Here is a 17,821-nt window from a genome sequence, read left to right as displayed (position 1 = left end):
CGCGCTACACACCCGTGTACACGGTCTTGCCCCACGTGAAGAAGTCCAGTGCGGACTTGCCCTGCTCGCGGAAGGTGTTGGTGGAGGAGTCCTTCACGCCTCCGAACGGCACGTTCAAGTCCAGGCCGGCCGTGGGACGGTTGACCTTGATTACTCCGGCTTGCGCCCGGGCAGCGAAGTCCGTGGCCAAGGCCAAGGAATCGGTGCAGATGCCTGCGGTGAGTCCATAGCGCGAGTCGTTGATCGCGGCCAGCCCGGCCTCGTAGTCCGGGACCTCCAGGACCGCGACCACCGGACCGAAGATTTCCTCCATCACAGCGGCGTCGTCAAACGGAATATCGGTGAGGACAGCGGCGGGGAAGAGCAACGCACCGGAGGGGTCGCCGTCGTGCTCTCCGTGGAGGAGGGTGGCGCCGCGTTCGACGGCGGTGCGCACCGCGGCCTGGTCCTGCTCGAACTGCTGGCTGCTCACCACGGCGCCCATCTTGGCGCCATCGAGCCCGTCACCGGCCGTGTAGTTGGCGGCCTCGGCGACAAGGGCTCCGAGGAATGCATCCCGCACGCCCGGCGTGACATAGACGCGGGACGTTGCCGTGCACGCCTGGCCCGTCAGTCCGAACGCGCCGGCCGCGACCACCGCGGCGGCCTTCTGCGGATCGGCGTCGTCGAGGACCAGGACGCCGTTCTTGCCGCCCATTTCCAGCTGGACGCGGGCGCGGCGGGCATTCAGGATTTCCTGGAGTCCGAGCCCCACTTTGGTGGATCCGGTGAAGGACAGCCCGGCGATGCGGGGATCGCGTGCCAAAGCGTCTCCGACCACGCGGCCCTTTCCGTGGACCACGTTGAATACTCCGGCGGGAAGTCCGGCGTCCTGGAGTGCGCGGGCGAGGTGCGTCGCCGAGAGCGGGGTCAGTTCGGCCGGCTTGATGACCACGGCGTTGCCGCTGATGAGTGCGGGGGCGGCCTTCCATGCCGGAATGGCGATGGGGAAGTTCCAGGGGGTGATGAGCCCGACGACGCCGAGCGGCTCGCGCCGGGTGGTGATGGTGGTGTCCGGGAGGCCGCTGGGAAGTACTTCGCCGGTGGCTGCCCAGCCGAGGGAGCCGAAGAAGCGCAGCACGTCCGAGGCGCGCTTGACCTCTCCCTTGGCTTCGGCGAGGGTTTTGCCTTCCTCACGGACGAGGTCCTCGGCGATCGCGCTTTGGCGATCTTCCAGCAGCTTGCCTGCGTTCATGAGGATGGCGCCGCGGGCCGGGGCGGGCAGGGCTGCCCAGGCCGGCTGGGCGGCGGCAGCGGCGGTGATGGCCGCGTCGACGTCGTCGGCGGTGCCTCGCGGGGAGAGTGCAGCGAGTTCCTCCGGTCGGGCCGGGTTGATTCGCTGGATTTCCGGCTCTCCGGTCCATTCGCCGTTGATCAAGTGCTGCGCTGCGGCAACATCCTGGCGGGTGGAAGTTGCGGCTTCGGTGGCGGTAGAAGTCATGGTAATCCTTTGGCTTAGCGGTTCGGATTGGGTATTGGGGCTGTTCGGGAGGCGATCAGGGCCTAGAGGCTCCGGATCAGGCCACCGTCGCAGCGAAGCGCGACGCCGGTGATGTACGAAGCGGGGGCGCTGCAGAGGAAGGCGCCGGCAGCGCCGAACTCCTCCGGTTCGCCGTAGCGTCGGGCAGGGATGGTCTTGCGCGACTCGAGTTGGATTTCCTCCGGTGTGGTGCCGCGGCGTTTAGCTGCCGCCCGGTCCAGTTCGGCGACGCGGTCGGTTGCGATGCGTCCTGGCAAGAGCATGTTGACTGTGACGGCGTCGAGGGCCACTTCCGCTGCAAGCGTCTTGAGGTAACCGGCCAACGCTGCACGGCCTGTGTTGGAGACGGCGAGGTTGGGCAAGGGTGCCACAACGCCGCTGGATCCGATGGCCAGGATCCGTCCCCAGCGCCGTTCCCGCATCCCCGGCAGGATCTTGGAGACAAGCGCATGGTGCGGCTTCACCAGCAGCTCGAACGCCGCCGCGATGTCGTCGGCGCCAAGGCTGGCGGCCGCCCCGGGCTTGGGGCCGGGGCCGTTGAGCACGAGGATGTCGATGGGGCCGAGCAGATCCACGGCGCGTTCGACGGCGGCGGTCACTCCTTCCGCGGTGCTCAGGTCGGCCTCGACAGCCACGGCGCTGTGGCCGTCAGCCTGCAGCTCCGCCGCGATCTTCTCGGCCAGTTCGCCACGCCGGCCCGTGATGGCCACCCGGACGCCTTCGGCCGCGAGTCCGCGGGCGACGGCCAGTCCCAGTCCTCCTGTGGAGGCGGCGACGAATGCGGTCTTGCCGCTGATTCCGAGGTCCATCAGAGCCTTCCTGCTGTGTGGGCGGTTGGGGTAAGGGAGAGATCCAAGGCCCGGGCCGCTTCAGCCAGGTGCGTCAGCATTCCGTTCCTGAGGACCTCCGGGAAAGGAGCCGCGGGCGGGCGGACACCGGAGTCCTTGATGAAGCCCCGCTCACGGAAGCATTCCTTCCGGACCGCCAAGGCAATCCGGGCCTGCTGCTCGAAGTTGATGAGCGGCAGGTACGGAAGCAGTGCGTCCCGGGCGGCGTCGTAACCGCCCGATTGCCAGGCACGGACGCAAGCCACGAGGGCTTCCGGGTAGGAGAACCCCGTCATGGCGCCGGCTGCGCCGGCCACCAATTCGTCCAGCAGCCCTTGACCTCCCAACCCGCCGAACACTGAAAGGTCGACGGCGGCCGCCAGGTGGGCGATGGCCACACTGGTGGGCGGGGCCTCGGCCTTGACCGCGATAACGAACTTGCAGGCCTGGACCACGCAAATGAGTGCTTCCGTGCTGATGCTGACTCCGCTGGCCACCGGGTAGTCCTGCAGGACGACCTTGGCCCCGGTGGACTGGTGGATGGCGTTGAGGTGCGCGATGACAACCTCCGGCCGGGCCGAATTTGCCTGCACCATGACGGCGGCGAGCCGGTCTCCGGCCACTGCCTGGGCAGCCCGGATTTCTTCGATTGCCGTGCCCGTGAAGAGCGAGGTCACACCCACCACGAGAGGCAATCGGGTTTCTTCGACCACCACTTCCAGCGCCAGGCTGCGCTCCGATGCTGTCAGGGCGGCGGCCTCGCCGAAGACACCCAGGACAGTCAGCCCTGTGGCGCCAATGGATTCGTAGTGCTCCACCAACTGGGCCAGGCTGTCGGTGTCCAGATCGAGGGTGCTGCCCTGGAAGGGCGTGGCGACGACACCCCACACGCCGGGTGTCAGTGATTCCCGCATTGGATTGTCCTTCCGTTCGTGCTGAAGTTCGGTGTCTTGAATCTGTTCATGCTGCATTCAGCGGCCCGGCCACACAGGCGGGCGCTTTTCCTGGAAGGCGCGCACGCCTTCGGCGGAGTCTTCGCTGTCCAGTGCGGCCATGAGCGCCGGCAGCCTGAGGCCGCGGGCTTCCGCCGCGCCCAGGTGGCTGGTCCTGCTGACCATTTGCTTGACGGCCCGGACGGAGCTGGGCGCACAGGCGAGGATCTGGTCCACCCAGCGCTGCACCGCGGCGTCGAGCTCCTCCGCGGGAACCACTTCGTTGACCAGGCCCATCGATTGCATTTCCGCAGCCTCGGCCTTGCGGCCTGTGAGGAGCATGCCCATCGCTTGGGTGTAGGGGACGCGGCGCACCAGCTGGTGGATGCCGCCGTCGAGCGCCAAGCGCCCGACCCGCGGTTCGGTGAGGCCGAAGCGGGCCGTGTCCGCGGCGACGACGATGTCGGCGCCGAGGACGATCTCCATGCCGCCGCCCAGCGCGTAACCGTTCACGCGGGCAATGACCGGAATGTCCAGGCTCGTGCGCAGGCTCAGTCCGCCGAAACCGTTGGGGTCAAGCTCCGCCCAGTACTGCAGGCCGGTCTTGTCGACGGCAGAGGCGGACATGTCCGCCCCGACGCAGAAGGCCCGCGTTCCGGCGCCCGTGATGACGACGGCGCGAACGTCAGGATCGGCTTCGATCCGGTTCCAGATGTCATTCAGCCGGTCCTGGGCGCTCCCGTCGACGGCGTTGAGCACGTGCTGACGGTCGATCACCACCGTGGCCACGTGGTTCTCGATGGTCAGGGTGACCTGGTCAACGATCTTCTTCTCATCCATCGAAACAGTCACCGGAGGACTCCCAACTTCTGCAGGCGCTCGATGGCTTCGGCGTCGAATCCGTTTTCCATCAGGACCTCGACGTTGTGCTCGCCGAGCCGCGGCGCCACGCGGCGGACTGAAGGCGGCGTCGCAGACAAGCGAATCGGGGCATTGAGCATCTTCACGGTGCCGACGCCCGGGTGCTCGGCTTCCACGATCATGCCGTTGGCCTCGGTCTGGGCATCGGCGAGGGCCTGTTCCAGGGTGTGGACGGGTGCGTTGAGCAGGCCTTGGCTTTCCAGCTGGTTGGTCCAGTACTCGGTGGTGTTCGTGGCGATGCGTTCCCGGAAGATCGCTTGCAGGGCCGGCTTGTGCTTGAACTGCTGCTCAAGGTTGGCAAATTCGGGCCGCTGGGTGAGGTCCTCGTCCAGGCCCAGCGCTTCGGAAATCCGAGCCAGTGGATCGGGCGTGAAGCCGCCCACCATGCAGACGGCGCCGTCGGTGGTTTCAAAGACGCCGCTCAGCGGCATGGCGCCCCAATTGACTTCGTAGCCGCGGTTGAGCTGCATGCACGCCTCCTGCATCTGCAGGTGGAGCATGGAGTCGTACATCGTGACCTCGACCTTTTGCCCGACGCCGGACGACTCCCGGGTGCGCAATGCCAGCAGGATGCCCTGCATGAGGTGCATGCCCGTGATGTAGTCGCACAGCGTGGTGGGGTAGATGGCCGGCTTCACGTCGTCCGACTCGCGCCGCCACATCACGCCTGAGTAGGCCTGGGCGATCGCATCCTGGCCGCCCTTGTGGGAGTACGGCCCAACCGAGCCGAAGCCAGTGCCGGAGGCCCAGATGATGCCCGGGTTCCCGGCCTTGAGTTCCTCGTAGCCGAAGCCCATCCGTTCCATCACGCCGGAACGGAAATTGCTGACGACGACGTCGGCATCGGCCATGACCCGGCGGAGGACGGCCTTGCCCTCGTCCGTGCGGGTATCCACGGAAACGCTGCGCTTGTTCCGGTTGATGGACAGGAAGATGGGATTGTCCTGGCCGTCCTTGTCCGGGAACGAGTTGCGCGAGATATCGCCGGCACCCGGACGTTCCACCTTGATGATGTCCGCGCCGTAGTCGCCCAGGAGCTGGGTGCAGGACGGTCCCATGAACACCTGGGTGAAGTCCACGATCTTGATGCCGTCGAGCGGGAGCGGGATGCTGTTGGGCTTGGCAGCGGCGGCGGGCGCCGCCGTCGTGGTTTCCTCAAACTCATCGAGAAGGGTGTCGGTACTCATGCCCCCACCACCGCTTCGCTGTCGACGGTAGCGTTCGACGACGGGACGTCGCCCGGGTCCGCACCGTGCCGGCGCATGCCCTGCTGGATGTCCAGGGCGGAAACGTCGCGGACGAGGGTGCCGTTTTCGACCGCCAGCGCCGCGGCGACGCCGACTGCCTGGCCCATGGCCATGCAGGGCGGGATCTCGCGGGACATCTTCTGCGCTTCCGGGGTGGCCGAGTAGTGGCGGCCGGCGACGAGCAGCTGGTCCACTTCCTTCGGAAGCAGCGAGCGGTACGGGTAGTAGTAATCGCGTCCGCGGGCCACGGTGTCCGCGAAGTGGCGGCGGGAGGTGACGTCGTCCTTCGTCATGACGTATTCGCCCTCGAGCAGGCGGGTCTGCCGCACGCCCATCTGGGAGGCGACGTCGAGCATGAAGCAGTTCTCAAAGCCCGGCAGGTGGGCGCGGACATACTCCACGGCCTCGCTGATCCGGTCCCGTGCGGCAAACTCTGCGGCGGTCATGTCCGCGGGGTCCACGCCGTCGTACCCGGTCATGTGGGGAGCGTTGCACCAGACGACGCCGTCGATCGGCGTCTTGAGCCACCACAGTTCCCAGGCGCCCCCAAGGAGGCGCTTGATGGTGCGGTTGATGGCGCGGGCTTCCTTAGGGTTGGCCTGCTCGAAAGCCTCCGCGACGGCTGTGTCTACGTTGCCGAGGCGGAAGACGAGGGTAGTGAGGTAGCTGTCCTTGATGTGGCTGGCGCCGGCACGGGAGGCGACGTCGATGTCTCCCGTCGTGTCGATGACGATGTCCGCCATGAACGCCTGCGGGCCGGACTTGGTCTCGCAAATGACGCCCTTGATGACGCCGTTGTCCACGATCGGGCGGGAGAACCACGAGTGGAGGCGGAGGTTGACTCCGGCTTCGCGGACCAGGTCGTTGGACACCCGCTTCCAGCCGTCGGGATCGAAGGCCGCTGCATAACAGATCGGCTTGGGGTTGGTGTGGGAGTGGAAGTCGAAGGTGCCGTAGCGGCCCCACTTGTTCCAGAGTTCCTCGGAGGTCTTGCGGTCATCGGCAGGCGGGACAATCGCCAGGCCGAGCTTCTGCAGCCGTTCCACGTACTCCGAAACGATGCCTGTGACCGTGATTTCCTGGCCGTTGATCATGTCGTCGAGCACCAGGACCATCCCTCCGGAGGCAAGTCCACCGAGCGCGGAGTAGCGCTCCAGGAGCGTGACGGATGCGCCGGACCGTGCTGCGGTGACCGCGGCGGCCACGCCGGCGGGCCCACCGCCGACCACGAGGACGTCGGAGCGGGAGATGACGGGTGCGGTGAGGTCCGCCGTCGTCGTACTGAGTTCCAGTGACGATGTGGTGGCAAAGGAGTTCATGGTGGAGGATCCTTACTTCCCGGCGGGCATGCCGTTGGAACGGTTGCCGGGGTATAGACGGGGTGCTCAGGAGGAGCCCGCTGCGATGCACGGAGCGGACCAGACCTGGCGGAGGGCATGACGAGTAGAGGTCCCGGGGGACCTGGACACGGAAAGTTGAGATGTTTGCGAACGGACGTCCAAGGGTCCGTACGTGTATGGGAGCGAGCGGCGGCTAGCGCCGGCTGGTCACCATACGTGCGGGGCGTTGACCCAGATCGCTACGCATACCTCTTCGTAGCTGTTTTTGTACCAGTGAGGCGTATCCGAGGAGAAGGTGATCGAATCGCCCGCCTCTAGCGTGTAGCACTCACCGTCGAGGAAGATGTCCTTCTTTCCCGACAAGATGATGCCGAATTCCTCGCCGCTATGGCGGAAAGGGGTGGCGCTGGTGTCGTGGCCTGGCGGACTCACGATCCATTGGGCCTCCAACGCGCCATTGAGGTCCGGGGTCAGGAGCTCATAGACTGCCTCTCCCACGGACTTTTTGGTGACGCCTTTGAGGTTTCGCCGCTCGGACTTACGGACAACCGGCGACCTGGTTTCTTCCTGGCCGAGGAAGAACTTCCCCACGGGAATGTCCAGGCCATGAGCCAACTGCGCCAAGGTGGTGAATGATGGGTTGGCCAGCCCACGTTCGATCTGGCTGACGATCGCCGGGCTGAGACCGGTGATTTCCGAGAGTTTGGACAGGGTCATCCCCTTGTCCTTGCGCATCGTGCGGACCTTGTTGCCGACAGTTGCAAGAAGTGCGCTCGTGCCGGCCGGTGAGGATGCCGTGATGATCTCGTTGGTCATGATCCAGCTTTCTCTCGGTGAGCTGACTCACATAACTATAGTGAAAAATTTTAGCGAATCAATGGTTTGGTGAAATTTTCTCGTTCGCCGGGTCATCGGCGCCCTTGCGTCGGCAGACTCTTCAGCGCCGGCGGGGCAGTGGGGGCTATTTATCAAAAAGCATTGACCTGGTGAATATCTTCAATATAGTTAAGTGAGTCGCATCACGTGGGGCGTTTTGCAGCACGATCAGAGATGTGGGCGCTTAAGCCTTCTGGCGGAAGGCCCAGCCCAGCCCCACGTCCACCCTCGTGTTCCCCTATTGATCCCGCGACACCCAAGCAAGCCATCCACGCCCCCTATTACCGGACTGGATGTCCCCGTTTGCTTCAAAGCGCTACGAAGAGGCACGCGTAGCTATCTGGGCTAACTCGCTTCCCATGAGGTGAGCTGGTTCGGCAGCCCTGCCGGACCAAGCCAAAATGATAGTTTCGATCACCGTCCATACCCCCTGGATGTCAACGGTGATCCGTACCCTCACGCACCGCGAAGGTGCGGAGGAAGGAAAGAATCATGACTGACACTGTCGTCAAGAATGGCCCGGAGAGCGCCCGGAAATCGCGGCTCTCCCCGGAAATCCGCCGTGGGCTGCTGGGCCTCGGACTCGGGAACACCCTTGAGTGGTATGACTGGATGGTCTTCGGACTCCTGTCGGCCTTCATCGGGCCAAAGTTCTTCCCCTCGCAGGATCCCACCGCCGCAACCCTTAACGCCCTGGCGGTCTTCGCCGTCGGCTTCGCGTTCCGTCCGCTCGGCGGTGTCCTGCTCGGTACTTTCGCCGACAGAATCGGTCGTCGAAAAGTGATGCTCTGGTCCATCATGATGATGGCAGTCACCACGCTGATCATCGCCCTGTGTCCGACGTACCAGCAGATCGGCGGCGCGGCCGGCGTCATCCTCCTGGTCTGCCGCATCGTGCAAGGCATCTCCACCGGCGTTGAAGCTCCGCTTTCCACCGCACACGCCGTCGAACTGGTTCCCGTGGGACGCGAAGGGTTCGTCGCAGGCATCATTTCGTTCTTCGTCAACTCGGGCATTCTCCTCGCCTCGCTGGTCAGCTACCTGTGCAGCCTGATGCTGAGCGGGGCTGTCATGGCCGACTGGGGTTGGCGTGTTCCGTTCATCGTGGGAGCGATCTTCGGTTTCATCGTTGTCTACCTTCGCCGCACTCTTCCGGAAACCATGCGGCCGGAGGAGCTTGCGGAGAATTCCTCGAAAGCTGTTTGGGGCGGGGTACGCAAGCATTGGCTGAGCGTGCTGGCCATTACCTTCGTCGTTGGCGCTGCGCAGGCCTACAACTACGCCTGGAATACGGGACTTCCCACCGCGGCCCGCAGCGGCTTCAAAGAAGACGCCACTGCTGTCTTCGCCCTCACCACCATTCTTGGAGCTGTGCTGGTTGTCGGCAGCCTCGTGGTCGGCAAGCTCGCCGATGGCAAGTCGATTTCCAAGTGGTTCCTGATCACCCGTGCGCTGTCCATTCCTTCGGTCTTCCTGATGCTCATGTACGTCCGTCCAGGCATCGGCGGATTCGCCGCGGTCCTCCTGGGCGGCTCGGTTGTCCTGGTCCTCAACATGACCCTGTACAACGTCGTCACCAGTTCCCTGATGCCAAAATCCTGCCGCGGCGCCGGAACTTCCCTTGGCTACGGAATTGGTGTGGCGGTCTTCGGTGGCACGGCGTCCTACCTCCTGGTCTGGCTCCAGTCCATGAATGCATCGTGGATCTTCCCCGTCTACGTCGCTGTGCTGTCCGTGTTGAGCATTGTGTTCTACGTACTGGCACGCCGGAAGAGCGGCATCTTCATTGGAAGCTAGGAACGCGATCTCGTTTGACCTCAGTCAGTCCGACGTGGAGCTCTACACCGCGGCGCGTGAACTGCTCCTCACGGCCCACCACACGGAGAACCATCGTGTTGCCGCTGCCATGCGGGGCGCGTCGGGGGCGATCTACCTCGGCCTTCACATCGGTTCCAAACGAATCAACGTGTGTGCCGAATCCAGCGCCCTCGCCAACGCCCGGATTGCCCAGGAAGCATCGATCCAGTCCTCCGTCGCAGTCAGCATGGACGAACACGGAGAACCGCAGGTCACGAATCCTTGTGGCGTCTGCCGGGAGCTGCTGCGGAACTACGGACCCGAGGCAACGGTCCTGGTTGATGCCGGGGGAGAGGTTGGAACCGTCAATCTAGGGGAACTCCTGCCATATCCCTGGATGCGGGCCACCGAGACTGAATGGACCACCCAACCGCCGGAGGCCATGAAGATGCACTAAATGCAACGGAAAAGTCCGGGTCCGCACTCCGAAGAGTGCGGACCCGGACTTTTGTCGTGAAACTGTTCCCTCGGGAACTGCGCCCCTTGGGAACTGCGGCGTTATGCCGAGCGGCGTTCCCCACGGCGTTCGCGCAGGATGTTCAGGCGGTCTTCGAGGATCTGCTCGAGCTCGGGAAGGCTCCGGCGTTCCAGCAGCATGTCCCAGTGCGTGCGGACGGCCTTCTCGTTGGTGTCAATGGGGCGTTCGCCATCAACCAGGAGCGCTTCCTTGCCCGTCTTGGAAACCCAGACAGGAGGGATCTCGGCTTCGGAGGAGAAGGTTACGAAGACCTGCTCTCCGTCCGCGCAGCGGTATTCAACCCGCTGACGCGGCGCCGGCTCCACACCGGATTCGGTTTCCATGCTCTGGGCGCCAAGACGCATGCCCCGCAGGCTGCGATCGCTCATGATTACTCCCTCTGTCTGTTCGCGGAACCATGCTCCGCGCTAGCCGGACGCCGCAACGGCGCCGCCCGGACTACTGTCTGCACACGTTGCATCACTAGATGAAACGCCTGACCAAGCGTTAATGTTCCGTTCGGACTGAACCGGCCGGACAAATACACCATTATACGCGGATCGAAGCGGACAGGACAAAGCGAAGGGGGACCGGCCAGAGAATTTGGCCGATCCCCCTTGGAAACTGTCCGTTACGCAGACGGTTCCTGCGTAGCTGGCGTTGATTGCGCGTGTCCGGAACTCACAGCCGCTGTGCCCGCCGGTGCAGGAACTTCGGCTGTCGGCTTCGCGGAATCGCTGAACAGGTCCGCAACGCCTGATCCACCATTGGTGCCACCCAGTGCGCCGCCGATGCCCTTGAGGGCCTCTCCGACCTCGCTGGGGATGATCCACAGCTTGTTGGATGAGCCCTCCGCGATCTTCGGCAGGGTCTGAAGGTACTGGTAGGCCAGCAGTTTTTGGTCCGGGTTGCCTTTGTGGATGGCGTCGAAGACCTTCTGAATGGCCTGCGCTTCGCCATCGGCGCGGAGGATGGCTGCCTTGGCGTCACCCTCTGCGGCGAGGATTGCTGCTTGCCGCTGGCCTTCGGCCGTCAGGATCTGCGATTGCTTGGTGCCTTCAGCGGTCAGAATCGCAGCACGCCGGTCGCGCTCGGCCCGCATCTGCTTCTCCATTGAGTCCTGGATAGAGTGCGGCGGGTCGATTGCCTTGAGTTCCACGCGCGAAACGCGGATTCCCCAGCGCCCGGTGGCTTCGTCCAAGACCCCGCGGAGCTGGCCGTTGATCTGGTCGCGTGAGGTGAGCGCTTCTTCAAGATTCAAGCCGCCCACGACGTTGCGGAGCGTGGTAGTGGTCAGCTGTTCAACAGCCTGGATGTAGTTGGCGATCTCGTAGGTCGCGGCCCGGGGATCCGTGACCTGGAAGTAGACCACGGTGTCGATCGAGACAACCAGGTTGTCCTCGGTAATCACCGGCTGCGGCGGGAAGGAAACCACTTGTTCGCGAAGATCCAACAGCGGCAGCAGACGGTCGACAAACGGGATCAGGATGGTGAGCCCGGGGTTGAGCGTGCGCTGGTACTTACCGAGGCGTTCTACGACGCCGGCGCGCGCTTGCGGAATGATCCTGATCGAGCGGACCAAAACGATAATCACGAATATGACGAGAACTAGCAGCACGATCGCGGCTGCAGTTCCTCCCAAGCTGTCCATACATCTCCTTCATTCCCCAGTTACGTATTTGATGCGGTTATGTGCGGCAATATGCCGATCGCTCGTCGTCGAACGCTCATCGTCGAACGCAGCGGCTTGAGCCATGACGGGACGCCGCTCAGTGCGGGCTGTTTTCCGCTGTCGAGGCGACTACCGCCGTCGCGCCGTCAATCCTGGTGACCTGCACGGTCTGGCCGGCGCCGATGGTCTCCGCCGCGCTGCGGGCGCTCCATACGTCGCCACCGATCTTGACCAGTCCCGCCGTCGCGCTGACGGGCTCCATGACGAGCGCCGATTGGCCGATCAAGCGGTCCACGTTGGTGCGTTGCTCGGCAGGACCCTTGTGCAAATGCTTCAGTGCGATAGGACGGACGAACGCAATCATCAGCAGGGACACGATGCAAAAGACAACGATCTGCAACCAGAGATCAGCTCCGGCGAAGTCAGCGACGAGGGCAGCCAGCGCGCCGGCCCCGAGCATGATGAAGAAGAAACTGAGCGTCAGCATCTCCACCACGGCAAATGCGAGAAACACCGTGAGCCAGAGAGCCCACCAGTTGCTGCCAAGCCACTCAAACATCGTTCCCCCTGTTTCCGGACTTGCCGCGGCAGCCGGCCTGATCCGGACTGCAGCGTCGGCAAGATCACAGTCGCTGTTTTTCCATCCTAGCCCGGTGCGAAGGTTCCCGTTAGGAGCCTTGCTCCCGTGCTGTGAAAACGCTGAGGGTGAACTTCGCGGTGGCCTTGACGGACGTTTCCACGGCCGTCGACGCCAGGAGGGCGGAGCGTTCGAGGTGGTGGCCTGCGGGTCCCATGAAGGCGACATCGGCAATGTCGCGCCCGTCGAGCTTGAGATCCACGTCGAGGTGAATGGTGTCCGCGGGAGTGAAGAACTCCTGCATGGACTCGGCAAGGCGCTCGTCTTTGCCCGGTTCAATACCCAACATCCCAGTCCGTTCCGCAATCTCCCCAAGGTGCCCGTTGCGCGGAGTCACGACGATCACACGGCCGCCTGGACGGAGCACGCGGGCAAATTCCGGTGGATTCCGCGGCGCAAAGACCACGATGACCGCATCCACGGCATGGTCTGCGATCGGCAGTGGACGCCAGACATCCCATACGAGATTGACGGCGCCGGGATTCAACCGTGCGGCCCGGCGGAGGGCGAACTTGGAAATGTCGATGCCAATCGCTGCAACCGGCGTGCGGTCCAGCACTGTCCGTAGGTAGTGGCCGGTGCCGGTCCCCGAATCCAGGACCAGGGATCCCGGCGCCGATAGGACCGGTGCCGCCAGCTCCGCGATGGCCTCGGCGAGGGGAGCGTAATGGCCCGCGCCCAGGAAATCGTTGCGGGCCGCGACCATCTCTGCCGTGTCGGCCTCGAAGACCGTGCCCTTGCCCGTGAGCAGGTTGAAGTAGCCCTGTTTGGCGGCATCGAAACTGTGGCCGGCGACGCAACCGAGCGAAAACGGCGCAGCCGCGCTCAGTCCGAAAGGACCCCCGCAGACCGGGCAGCGCAGGGAAGGGACGGCGTCGGAAAGCATATGGACAATCCTACGGCTGCCGGAGTGGCACATATCCTCATGCCTTGACGGCCGTTAGGCTCACCAGCGTGAAAGCCGAACAACTCCCGCTGCTGAATTCCGTCTCTGCTCCCGCGACCCATCCCGATGGGACCCGCGCCGTCGTGTCCGTCACGCGGCCCGATTTCGACGCCGACGCCTACGTCGGCCAGCTCTGGAGTGTTCCTTTTGACCATGAGATCCGGCCCCGGCGGATCACCCGTGGCTTCCGGGACACCGCACCCGCATTCTCACCCGACGGCAGGGTGTTGGCGTTCCTTCGGGCGACGCCGGACGGCAAGCCGCAACTGCACGTGGTTGAGTCCGACGGCGGGGAACCGCAAGCGATCACGGAACAGAAATTGGGAGTCTCCGAGTTTTCCTGGGCGCCTGCTTCGCGGAGGATTGTGTTCTCCTCGCGCGTTCCTGAGGAAGGCCGTTACGGGACGGTTGACGGCGTTGGGGCGGGCGGCGAAGACCCACGGTTGATCACCGACAACCAATATAGGCTCAATGGGCTGGGTTACACCGCGGACAAGCCCGCGCAACTGTTCGTCGTCGAGGTCCCCGAGCCCGGAGCGGAACCTCCCGTGGTTCCTGTGGGGAGGGCGGCCAAAGCCAACGGAGCCGATGCGGCAGGCCTGGTGCCGCCGGCGGTGCAGTTGACGTTCGGCGAAGCCGACCACACCTCGCCGTCCTTCAGCCGCGACGGTGAGAGTGTCTACTTCGTCGCCTCGCTCCACGAAGGGCACGACGCCGACCTCGCCTCCGGTATCTATCGTGTCTCCGTCGCGGGCGGCGAGCCCAAAGCACTTCGTCCGGACGCCGCACGACAATCCGTCCAGGAAATCTGCGAGTCCGCGGACGGTGAATGGCTGTTCTTTGCGGCGCAGGACCTGGGCGACGACGGCCTGGACTTCGTCGCGAGAAACACGGCGCTGTACGCAATGCCAGTCCGGGGTGGCAAAGCAACGATGCTCAGCGACGTCGAAAACCAGGACATTGGCGGCCACCTCGAAGCCTTTGGAGCGGATGGGGTGCTCGCGCTCAACACCAGCCGTGGCAGCGTCCAGCTGATCCAATGGTCACCCAACGGCGAGGCCGAGGTCCTTGTCAAGGGTCCCCGCGTAGCGATCGGCGCTTCCGCAGTGGGAGACATCGTGGCTGTCGCATACGGCGACGCTTTCAGCAATGGCGAGCTCGGCGTTCTGGAGAAGGGTGAACTCCGAGTGCTCACAGACTTCGCCAAGGCGCTTCGGGACCAAGCGACAATCCTTGAACCGCATGAGTTCACCACCACCGGAACTGACGGCTACCCGGTCCATGGCTGGGTGGTCCTGCCAGAGGGGCCAGGCCCCCATCCAGTGCTGCTCACCATCCACGGCGGCCCTTTCGCCCAGTACACGGGGGCGTTCTTTGATGAAGCCCAGGTGTACGCCGAGGCGGGATACGCCGTGCTGATGTGCAACCCGCGCGGTTCTGCCGGGTACGGCCAAGCACACGGAGGGGCCATCAAGGAAAAGATGGGCACCGTGGACATGGCGGATGTGCTCGCCTTCCTGGATGGTGCCCTCGAAGCCTTTCCTGCGATGGACAGGGAATCGATCGGAATCATGGGCGGGTCCTACGGCGGATACCTGACGGCCTGGGTCATCGGCCACGAACACCGCTTCAAGGCAGCCATTGTGGAGCGCGGATTCCTCGACCCGGTTAGCTTTGCCGGTTCCTCGGATATCGGATGGTTCTTCGGTGGCGAATACACGGGTGGCTCGCCGGAGCAGATGGCGGCCCAAAGCCCCATGGCCGTGGTGACCGCAGTCCGGACACCCACGCTGGTAATCCACAGCGAAAACGATCTCCGATGCCCGGTTGAACAAGGCCAGCGCTACTTCGCCGCCCTCAAGGCGCAGGGCGTGGGGACGGCGTTGCTCCTCTTCCCGGGTGAAGACCACGAACTATCGCGATCGGGCACGCCCCACCACAGGCGGCAGCGATTCGAGCAGATCCTCGCGTGGTGGGCAAGGCACCTGCCTTCGGCAGCAAACCCGCCGCGCGAATCCGGTTCAGCTACGGATTGAGGAATCCCAGTCCGCGGCGTGCCTCGTCGATTCCGGGGTACGCCCAATGGGCGGAGTACTCCCCATCGTTTGCGAGCGACCGCAGTTCGGCGCGGTCCAAATATAGTCCGCCGTGCAGGTGATCGGTTTCGTGCTGGACTATCCGGGCCTGCCATCCGGAGAATCCGGCCGAGGCTGCACTTCCGTCCGGACGCTGGTAGTGCAAACGAACATCGCGGTGGCGTGTGACCACGGCCTGGAATCCGCGCATCGACAAACAGCCTTCATAGAACGACGCCGTGGAAGTCCCCTCGGGCTCGTAGCCGGGATTCAGTATCGCGAAGAAGCCCAGCGGCGTCCTTTGCCGGATCTCCGAGGCAACAGGATCAACATCGAAATGGTCTTCAAGCACAGCCAGCTGCAAGGGGATGCCGAGCTGCGGCGCGGCGAGGCCCACTCCGGGAGCGGCATGCATGGCATCCCGCATGCGCTCGATCAGCTGCGCCAGTTCGGTGTCGTCGAGCTGGCCATCATAGGGCGCGGCCCGCTGGCGCAGCACGGGATGCCCGACCTGCACGATGGGAGGGAGCCCCTCGAGACCGAGCAGGGCCTGGACTGCGCTGCGGATTTCCGAGGCAGTAAACGTCGTGTCCGGGCCGGCAGCCAGGGGGCGGGTCTCAAAGTCCATGGATTGAGCTTAGTGTCAATGCATCGTGAATCTGCGGGCAACAAGCTCCGAGAACATCGGCAAGGTGATGGCGCGGCCGATCAAGGCGTTCCGTGCGCTGAGGACTTTCGGGGGCAAGGGACGCCCCAGCGCCATGTTCAGGCTGGCTTGCCAGATGGCTTTCTTCGCCGCGCGCTGCCGGTCCCGCTCGAAGCCCGCGAGTTCCTTGCCGGCAGGGACATTCGCGGATGTGCGCAATGCTTCGCTGATGATCGGCGCCAGGGCAACGGCGTCCAACCAGCCCAGGTTCATCCCTTGGCCGCCGATCGGGCTGATCTCGTGTGCGGCATCGCCAAGCAGGGCGACCCGTCCGTGGACCATGCGGGAGACCATGCGAGAGGTGACGCCGAACGCGCTGATCATCGTATTGCTCGCGGAGTCCACCACGCTGCCGGTCCGTTTTTTGATGAGGTCGGCGAGCGCATGGGGAGTGGGTTCCTGACACGGGGTGCCAAGCCGGACCACCCACCGGCGGATGCCGCCGGGCAGGGGAAAGGACTCCACGATTCCTCCGGGCTCAAGGAAAAGGACGGCGTTGTTGCCGTAGGTCGATTCATCCCGGAAATCGCCCATGACGTAGTAGTCGGGATAGGTGCGCAAGCGTGGCTCCAAACCCAGTCCCTCACGGACGGCGGAATGGACGCCGTCGGCGGCCACTACGAATCGGCCCAGAAACTCGGCTGGAGCTCCGTCTTGCTGTCCGCGCAAACGCAGGCGCCCGCCGTCGTCGACGACTTCCTCGACCTGCACTCCGCGGTGGAGGGCTACCGGATCGAGGTCGGTCACCCTGGACTCCAGGGCGTGGGTGGTGAGGTATTGCGGAACGGAAAGGATGAAGGGGTACTCGGCCGAGGGACGGGCGAAGTCCATGTCGGCAACTTTCCGGCCGCCGCTGTACGCGGCACCATGGGTGATCCGGACCCCTGAAGAGACCAAGGGATGGGCGGCACCTATTGCGTCCAGAGCTGCCAGGGCGGGCGGATGGATTCCTATGGCACGGGTCTGGCGGCTCGACGTCGCGCGTCTTTCGAGAACTGCAACGCGGTGTCCGTTTTGCAGCAGCAGGGCTGCCATGTATAGCCCGACAGGTCCGGCTCCGACCACCACGACGTCAAACATCGTGGACCTCCCCGGGCCGGTATACCAGGAGGTTGTGCCACAAGCCGCTCGGTTCTACCGTCCAGGTCGACGGAGTGGCGGCCCGGAGTTCCACTGCCGTGTAGCTGCGCCTGATGGACGTGAGGCCGTCACCGTGGATGTAGGAACCGATGCCGAGGGGCCAGGATCCTGCCCAGAAGAGTGCGTATGCCACGCGGCTGCGCGTGAGGTCGTTGTGCAAGGCAATCCGGCGGCACAAGCGTTCGGAGTCGTGAAGGAACGAGGCGAGTTCCGGGGTGGTCAGGTGGTGCAGGACGTGGTTGGAAATAACGACGTCGAACGTGCGCCCTTCCGACACGAGCTCGGAACTCAAGGCCTTCCGGTAGCTCACGCCCTCCACTGACGGTGCGGAGTTCGCGAACTGGAAGGCGCGCTCGTCCGGGTCGATTCCGGTGACTTCCAGACGGTAACCGTCTGCTGCGGCCCGGCGCGCCAGGCTACGGGCAACGTCTCCACCGCCGCAGCCGATGTCAAGGACCGTGGTGGGCGCCGCCGTCGTGAGCAACGGCTTGATCCGTGAGCTGTAGGTATCCCGCCAGCCGGACACCACAGCGTTGACGATCGGAAACCGCGCGTAACTTCGGTTGAGCCGGTCAAGCTCGCAATCGGGGCGGTCCATGTCTTCAACGGCGGTCACATCCCGTGCCCCGAGAAAGCCGCCTAGGCGGGGGAGAGCCGGCATCACAGGGC

General features: G+C 64.5%; 17 protein-coding genes. 3 read left to right on the top strand and 14 right to left on the bottom strand.

Annotated elements, in window-relative coordinates; translation table 11 throughout:
- Window positions 1-4: 4 nt before the first annotated feature.
- From AC1DJW_RS07920 to AC1DJW_RS07890, 7 genes are all read right to left on the bottom strand, one after another.
- Window positions 5-1,480 (bottom strand): aldehyde dehydrogenase family protein, encoded by a 1,476-nt coding sequence (locus tag AC1DJW_RS07920; protein WP_476901093.1) that lies wholly within the window; start codon window positions 1,478-1,480, stop codon window positions 5-7.
- Window positions 1,481-1,542: 62 nt separating this feature from the next.
- Window positions 1,543-2,328 carry an SDR family oxidoreductase gene (locus tag AC1DJW_RS07915; protein ID WP_390277233.1) on the bottom strand — a complete coding sequence of 262 codons (786 nt, stop codon included), beginning with the start codon at window positions 2,326-2,328 and terminating at the stop codon, window positions 1,543-1,545.
- Complete coding sequence (locus AC1DJW_RS07910) at window positions 2,328-3,260, bottom strand: dihydrodipicolinate synthase family protein (protein WP_476901092.1); 933 nt, start codon at window positions 3,258-3,260, stop codon at window positions 2,328-2,330. The genes AC1DJW_RS07915 and AC1DJW_RS07910 overlap by 1 nt, the downstream gene beginning before the upstream one ends.
- 57 nt (window positions 3,261-3,317) lie before the next feature.
- Window positions 3,318-4,118 (bottom strand): enoyl-CoA hydratase-related protein, encoded by an 801-nt coding sequence (locus tag AC1DJW_RS07905; protein WP_459341649.1) that lies wholly within the window; start codon window positions 4,116-4,118, stop codon window positions 3,318-3,320.
- Between the two features lie 8 nt (window positions 4,119-4,126).
- A complete protein-coding gene (locus AC1DJW_RS07900) occupies window positions 4,127-5,386 on the bottom strand; it encodes a CaiB/BaiF CoA transferase family protein (protein ID WP_476901091.1) in 1,260 nt (419 codons plus the stop codon).
- Window positions 5,383-6,765 (bottom strand): FAD-dependent oxidoreductase, encoded by a 1,383-nt coding sequence (locus tag AC1DJW_RS07895; protein WP_476901090.1) that lies wholly within the window; start codon window positions 6,763-6,765, stop codon window positions 5,383-5,385. The genes AC1DJW_RS07900 and AC1DJW_RS07895 overlap by 4 nt, the downstream gene beginning before the upstream one ends.
- Before the next feature lie 228 nt (window positions 6,766-6,993).
- The gene (locus AC1DJW_RS07890) at window positions 6,994-7,602 is read right to left on the bottom strand and encodes a helix-turn-helix domain-containing protein (protein ID WP_059389980.1); all 609 of its coding nucleotides are present in this window, start codon (window positions 7,600-7,602) and stop codon (window positions 6,994-6,996) included.
- A 552-nt stretch (window positions 7,603-8,154) separates the two neighbouring features.
- Here AC1DJW_RS07890 and AC1DJW_RS07885 point away from each other — a divergent pair.
- A complete protein-coding gene (locus tag AC1DJW_RS07885; RefSeq protein WP_284754271.1) occupies window positions 8,155-9,459 on the top strand; it encodes an MFS transporter in 1,305 nt (434 codons plus the stop codon).
- A complete protein-coding gene (locus tag AC1DJW_RS07880) occupies window positions 9,449-9,916 on the top strand; it encodes a cytidine/deoxycytidylate deaminase family protein (protein WP_476901089.1) in 468 nt (155 codons plus the stop codon). Before AC1DJW_RS07885 ends, AC1DJW_RS07880 begins: the two co-directional genes overlap by 11 nt.
- Window positions 9,917-10,017: 101 nt before the next feature.
- Here AC1DJW_RS07880 and AC1DJW_RS07875 read toward each other — a convergent pair whose 3' ends face one another.
- The 4 genes from AC1DJW_RS07875 to AC1DJW_RS07860 all read right to left on the bottom strand — a co-directional run bounded on the left by AC1DJW_RS07875 (window position 10,018) and on the right by AC1DJW_RS07860 (window position 13,171).
- Window positions 10,018-10,365, bottom strand: a complete 348-nt coding sequence (locus AC1DJW_RS07875) for an RNA polymerase-binding protein RbpA (protein ID WP_028267272.1) — start codon at window positions 10,363-10,365, stop codon at window positions 10,018-10,020.
- Window positions 10,366-10,607: 242 nt separating this feature from the next.
- The gene (locus tag AC1DJW_RS07870; RefSeq protein WP_284754275.1) at window positions 10,608-11,627 is read right to left on the bottom strand and encodes an SPFH domain-containing protein; all 1,020 of its coding nucleotides are present in this window, start codon (window positions 11,625-11,627) and stop codon (window positions 10,608-10,610) included.
- 118 nt (window positions 11,628-11,745) lie between these two features.
- Window positions 11,746-12,207, bottom strand: a complete 462-nt coding sequence (locus tag AC1DJW_RS07865; protein ID WP_284754277.1) for an NfeD family protein — start codon at window positions 12,205-12,207, stop codon at window positions 11,746-11,748.
- 109 nt (window positions 12,208-12,316) lie between these two features.
- Window positions 12,317-13,171, bottom strand: a complete 855-nt coding sequence (locus AC1DJW_RS07860) for a methyltransferase domain-containing protein (RefSeq protein WP_284754278.1) — start codon at window positions 13,169-13,171, stop codon at window positions 12,317-12,319.
- A gap of 68 nt (window positions 13,172-13,239) precedes the next feature.
- On the opposite strand from AC1DJW_RS07860, the gene AC1DJW_RS07855 reads away from it, so the two are divergent.
- Window positions 13,240-15,267, top strand: a complete 2,028-nt coding sequence (locus AC1DJW_RS07855) for a S9 family peptidase (protein WP_476901088.1) — start codon at window positions 13,240-13,242, stop codon at window positions 15,265-15,267.
- Here the strand turns inward: AC1DJW_RS07855 and AC1DJW_RS07850 are convergent.
- From AC1DJW_RS07850 to AC1DJW_RS07840, 3 genes are read right to left on the bottom strand one after another with little or no spacing between them, the layout of a single operon-like run.
- On the bottom strand, window positions 15,257-15,934 hold the full coding sequence (locus AC1DJW_RS07850; RefSeq protein ID WP_390277253.1) for a peptide deformylase: 678 nt from the start codon (window positions 15,932-15,934) through the stop codon (window positions 15,257-15,259). The genes AC1DJW_RS07855 and AC1DJW_RS07850 overlap by 11 nt on opposite strands.
- A 15-nt stretch (window positions 15,935-15,949) precedes the next feature.
- Window positions 15,950-17,092, bottom strand: coding sequence for an FAD-dependent oxidoreductase (locus tag AC1DJW_RS07845; RefSeq protein WP_476901087.1), 1,143 nt, complete (start codon window positions 17,090-17,092; stop codon window positions 15,950-15,952).
- Window positions 17,085-17,813 carry a class I SAM-dependent methyltransferase gene (locus tag AC1DJW_RS07840; protein WP_390277258.1) on the bottom strand — a complete coding sequence of 243 codons (729 nt, stop codon included), beginning with the start codon at window positions 17,811-17,813 and terminating at the stop codon, window positions 17,085-17,087. Before AC1DJW_RS07840 ends, AC1DJW_RS07845 begins: the two co-directional genes overlap by 8 nt.
- Window positions 17,814-17,821: the final 8 nt, after the last annotated feature.

The sequence above is a fragment of the Arthrobacter sp. 05L417 genome, from assembly GCF_056397865.1.
This window is presented reverse-complemented; position numbering and strand designations above follow the sequence as displayed.

Coding starts and splice junctions, on each gene's coding strand:
- AC1DJW_RS07865 (WP_284754277.1), bottom strand. CDS start 12,207: ATGTTTGAGTGGCTTGGCAGCAACTGGTGGGCTCTCTGGCTCACGGTG.
- AC1DJW_RS07840 (WP_390277258.1), bottom strand. CDS start 17,813: ATGCCGGCTCTCCCCCGCCTAGGCGGCTTTCTCGGGGCACGGGATGTG.
- AC1DJW_RS07850 (WP_390277253.1), bottom strand. CDS start 15,934: ATGGACTTTGAGACCCGCCCCCTGGCTGCCGGCCCGGACACGACGTTT.
- AC1DJW_RS07920 (WP_476901093.1), bottom strand. CDS start 1,480: ATGACTTCTACCGCCACCGAAGCCGCAACTTCCACCCGCCAGGATGTT.
- AC1DJW_RS07885 (WP_284754271.1), top strand. CDS start 8,155: ATGACTGACACTGTCGTCAAGAATGGCCCGGAGAGCGCCCGGAAATCG.
- AC1DJW_RS07900 (WP_476901091.1), bottom strand. CDS start 5,386: ATGAGTACCGACACCCTTCTCGATGAGTTTGAGGAAACCACGACGGCG.
- AC1DJW_RS07910 (WP_476901092.1), bottom strand. CDS start 3,260: ATGCGGGAATCACTGACACCCGGCGTGTGGGGTGTCGTCGCCACGCCC.
- AC1DJW_RS07905 (WP_459341649.1), bottom strand. CDS start 4,118: ATGGATGAGAAGAAGATCGTTGACCAGGTCACCCTGACCATCGAGAAC.
- AC1DJW_RS07895 (WP_476901090.1), bottom strand. CDS start 6,765: ATGAACTCCTTTGCCACCACATCGTCACTGGAACTCAGTACGACGACG.
- AC1DJW_RS07870 (WP_284754275.1), bottom strand. CDS start 11,627: ATGGACAGCTTGGGAGGAACTGCAGCCGCGATCGTGCTGCTAGTTCTC.
- AC1DJW_RS07915 (WP_390277233.1), bottom strand. CDS start 2,328: ATGGACCTCGGAATCAGCGGCAAGACCGCATTCGTCGCCGCCTCCACA.
- AC1DJW_RS07860 (WP_284754278.1), bottom strand. CDS start 13,171: ATGCTTTCCGACGCCGTCCCTTCCCTGCGCTGCCCGGTCTGCGGGGGT.
- AC1DJW_RS07845 (WP_476901087.1), bottom strand. CDS start 17,092: ATGTTTGACGTCGTGGTGGTCGGAGCCGGACCTGTCGGGCTATACATG.
- AC1DJW_RS07875 (WP_028267272.1), bottom strand. CDS start 10,365: ATGAGCGATCGCAGCCTGCGGGGCATGCGTCTTGGCGCCCAGAGCATG.
- AC1DJW_RS07890 (WP_059389980.1), bottom strand. CDS start 7,602: ATGACCAACGAGATCATCACGGCATCCTCACCGGCCGGCACGAGCGCA.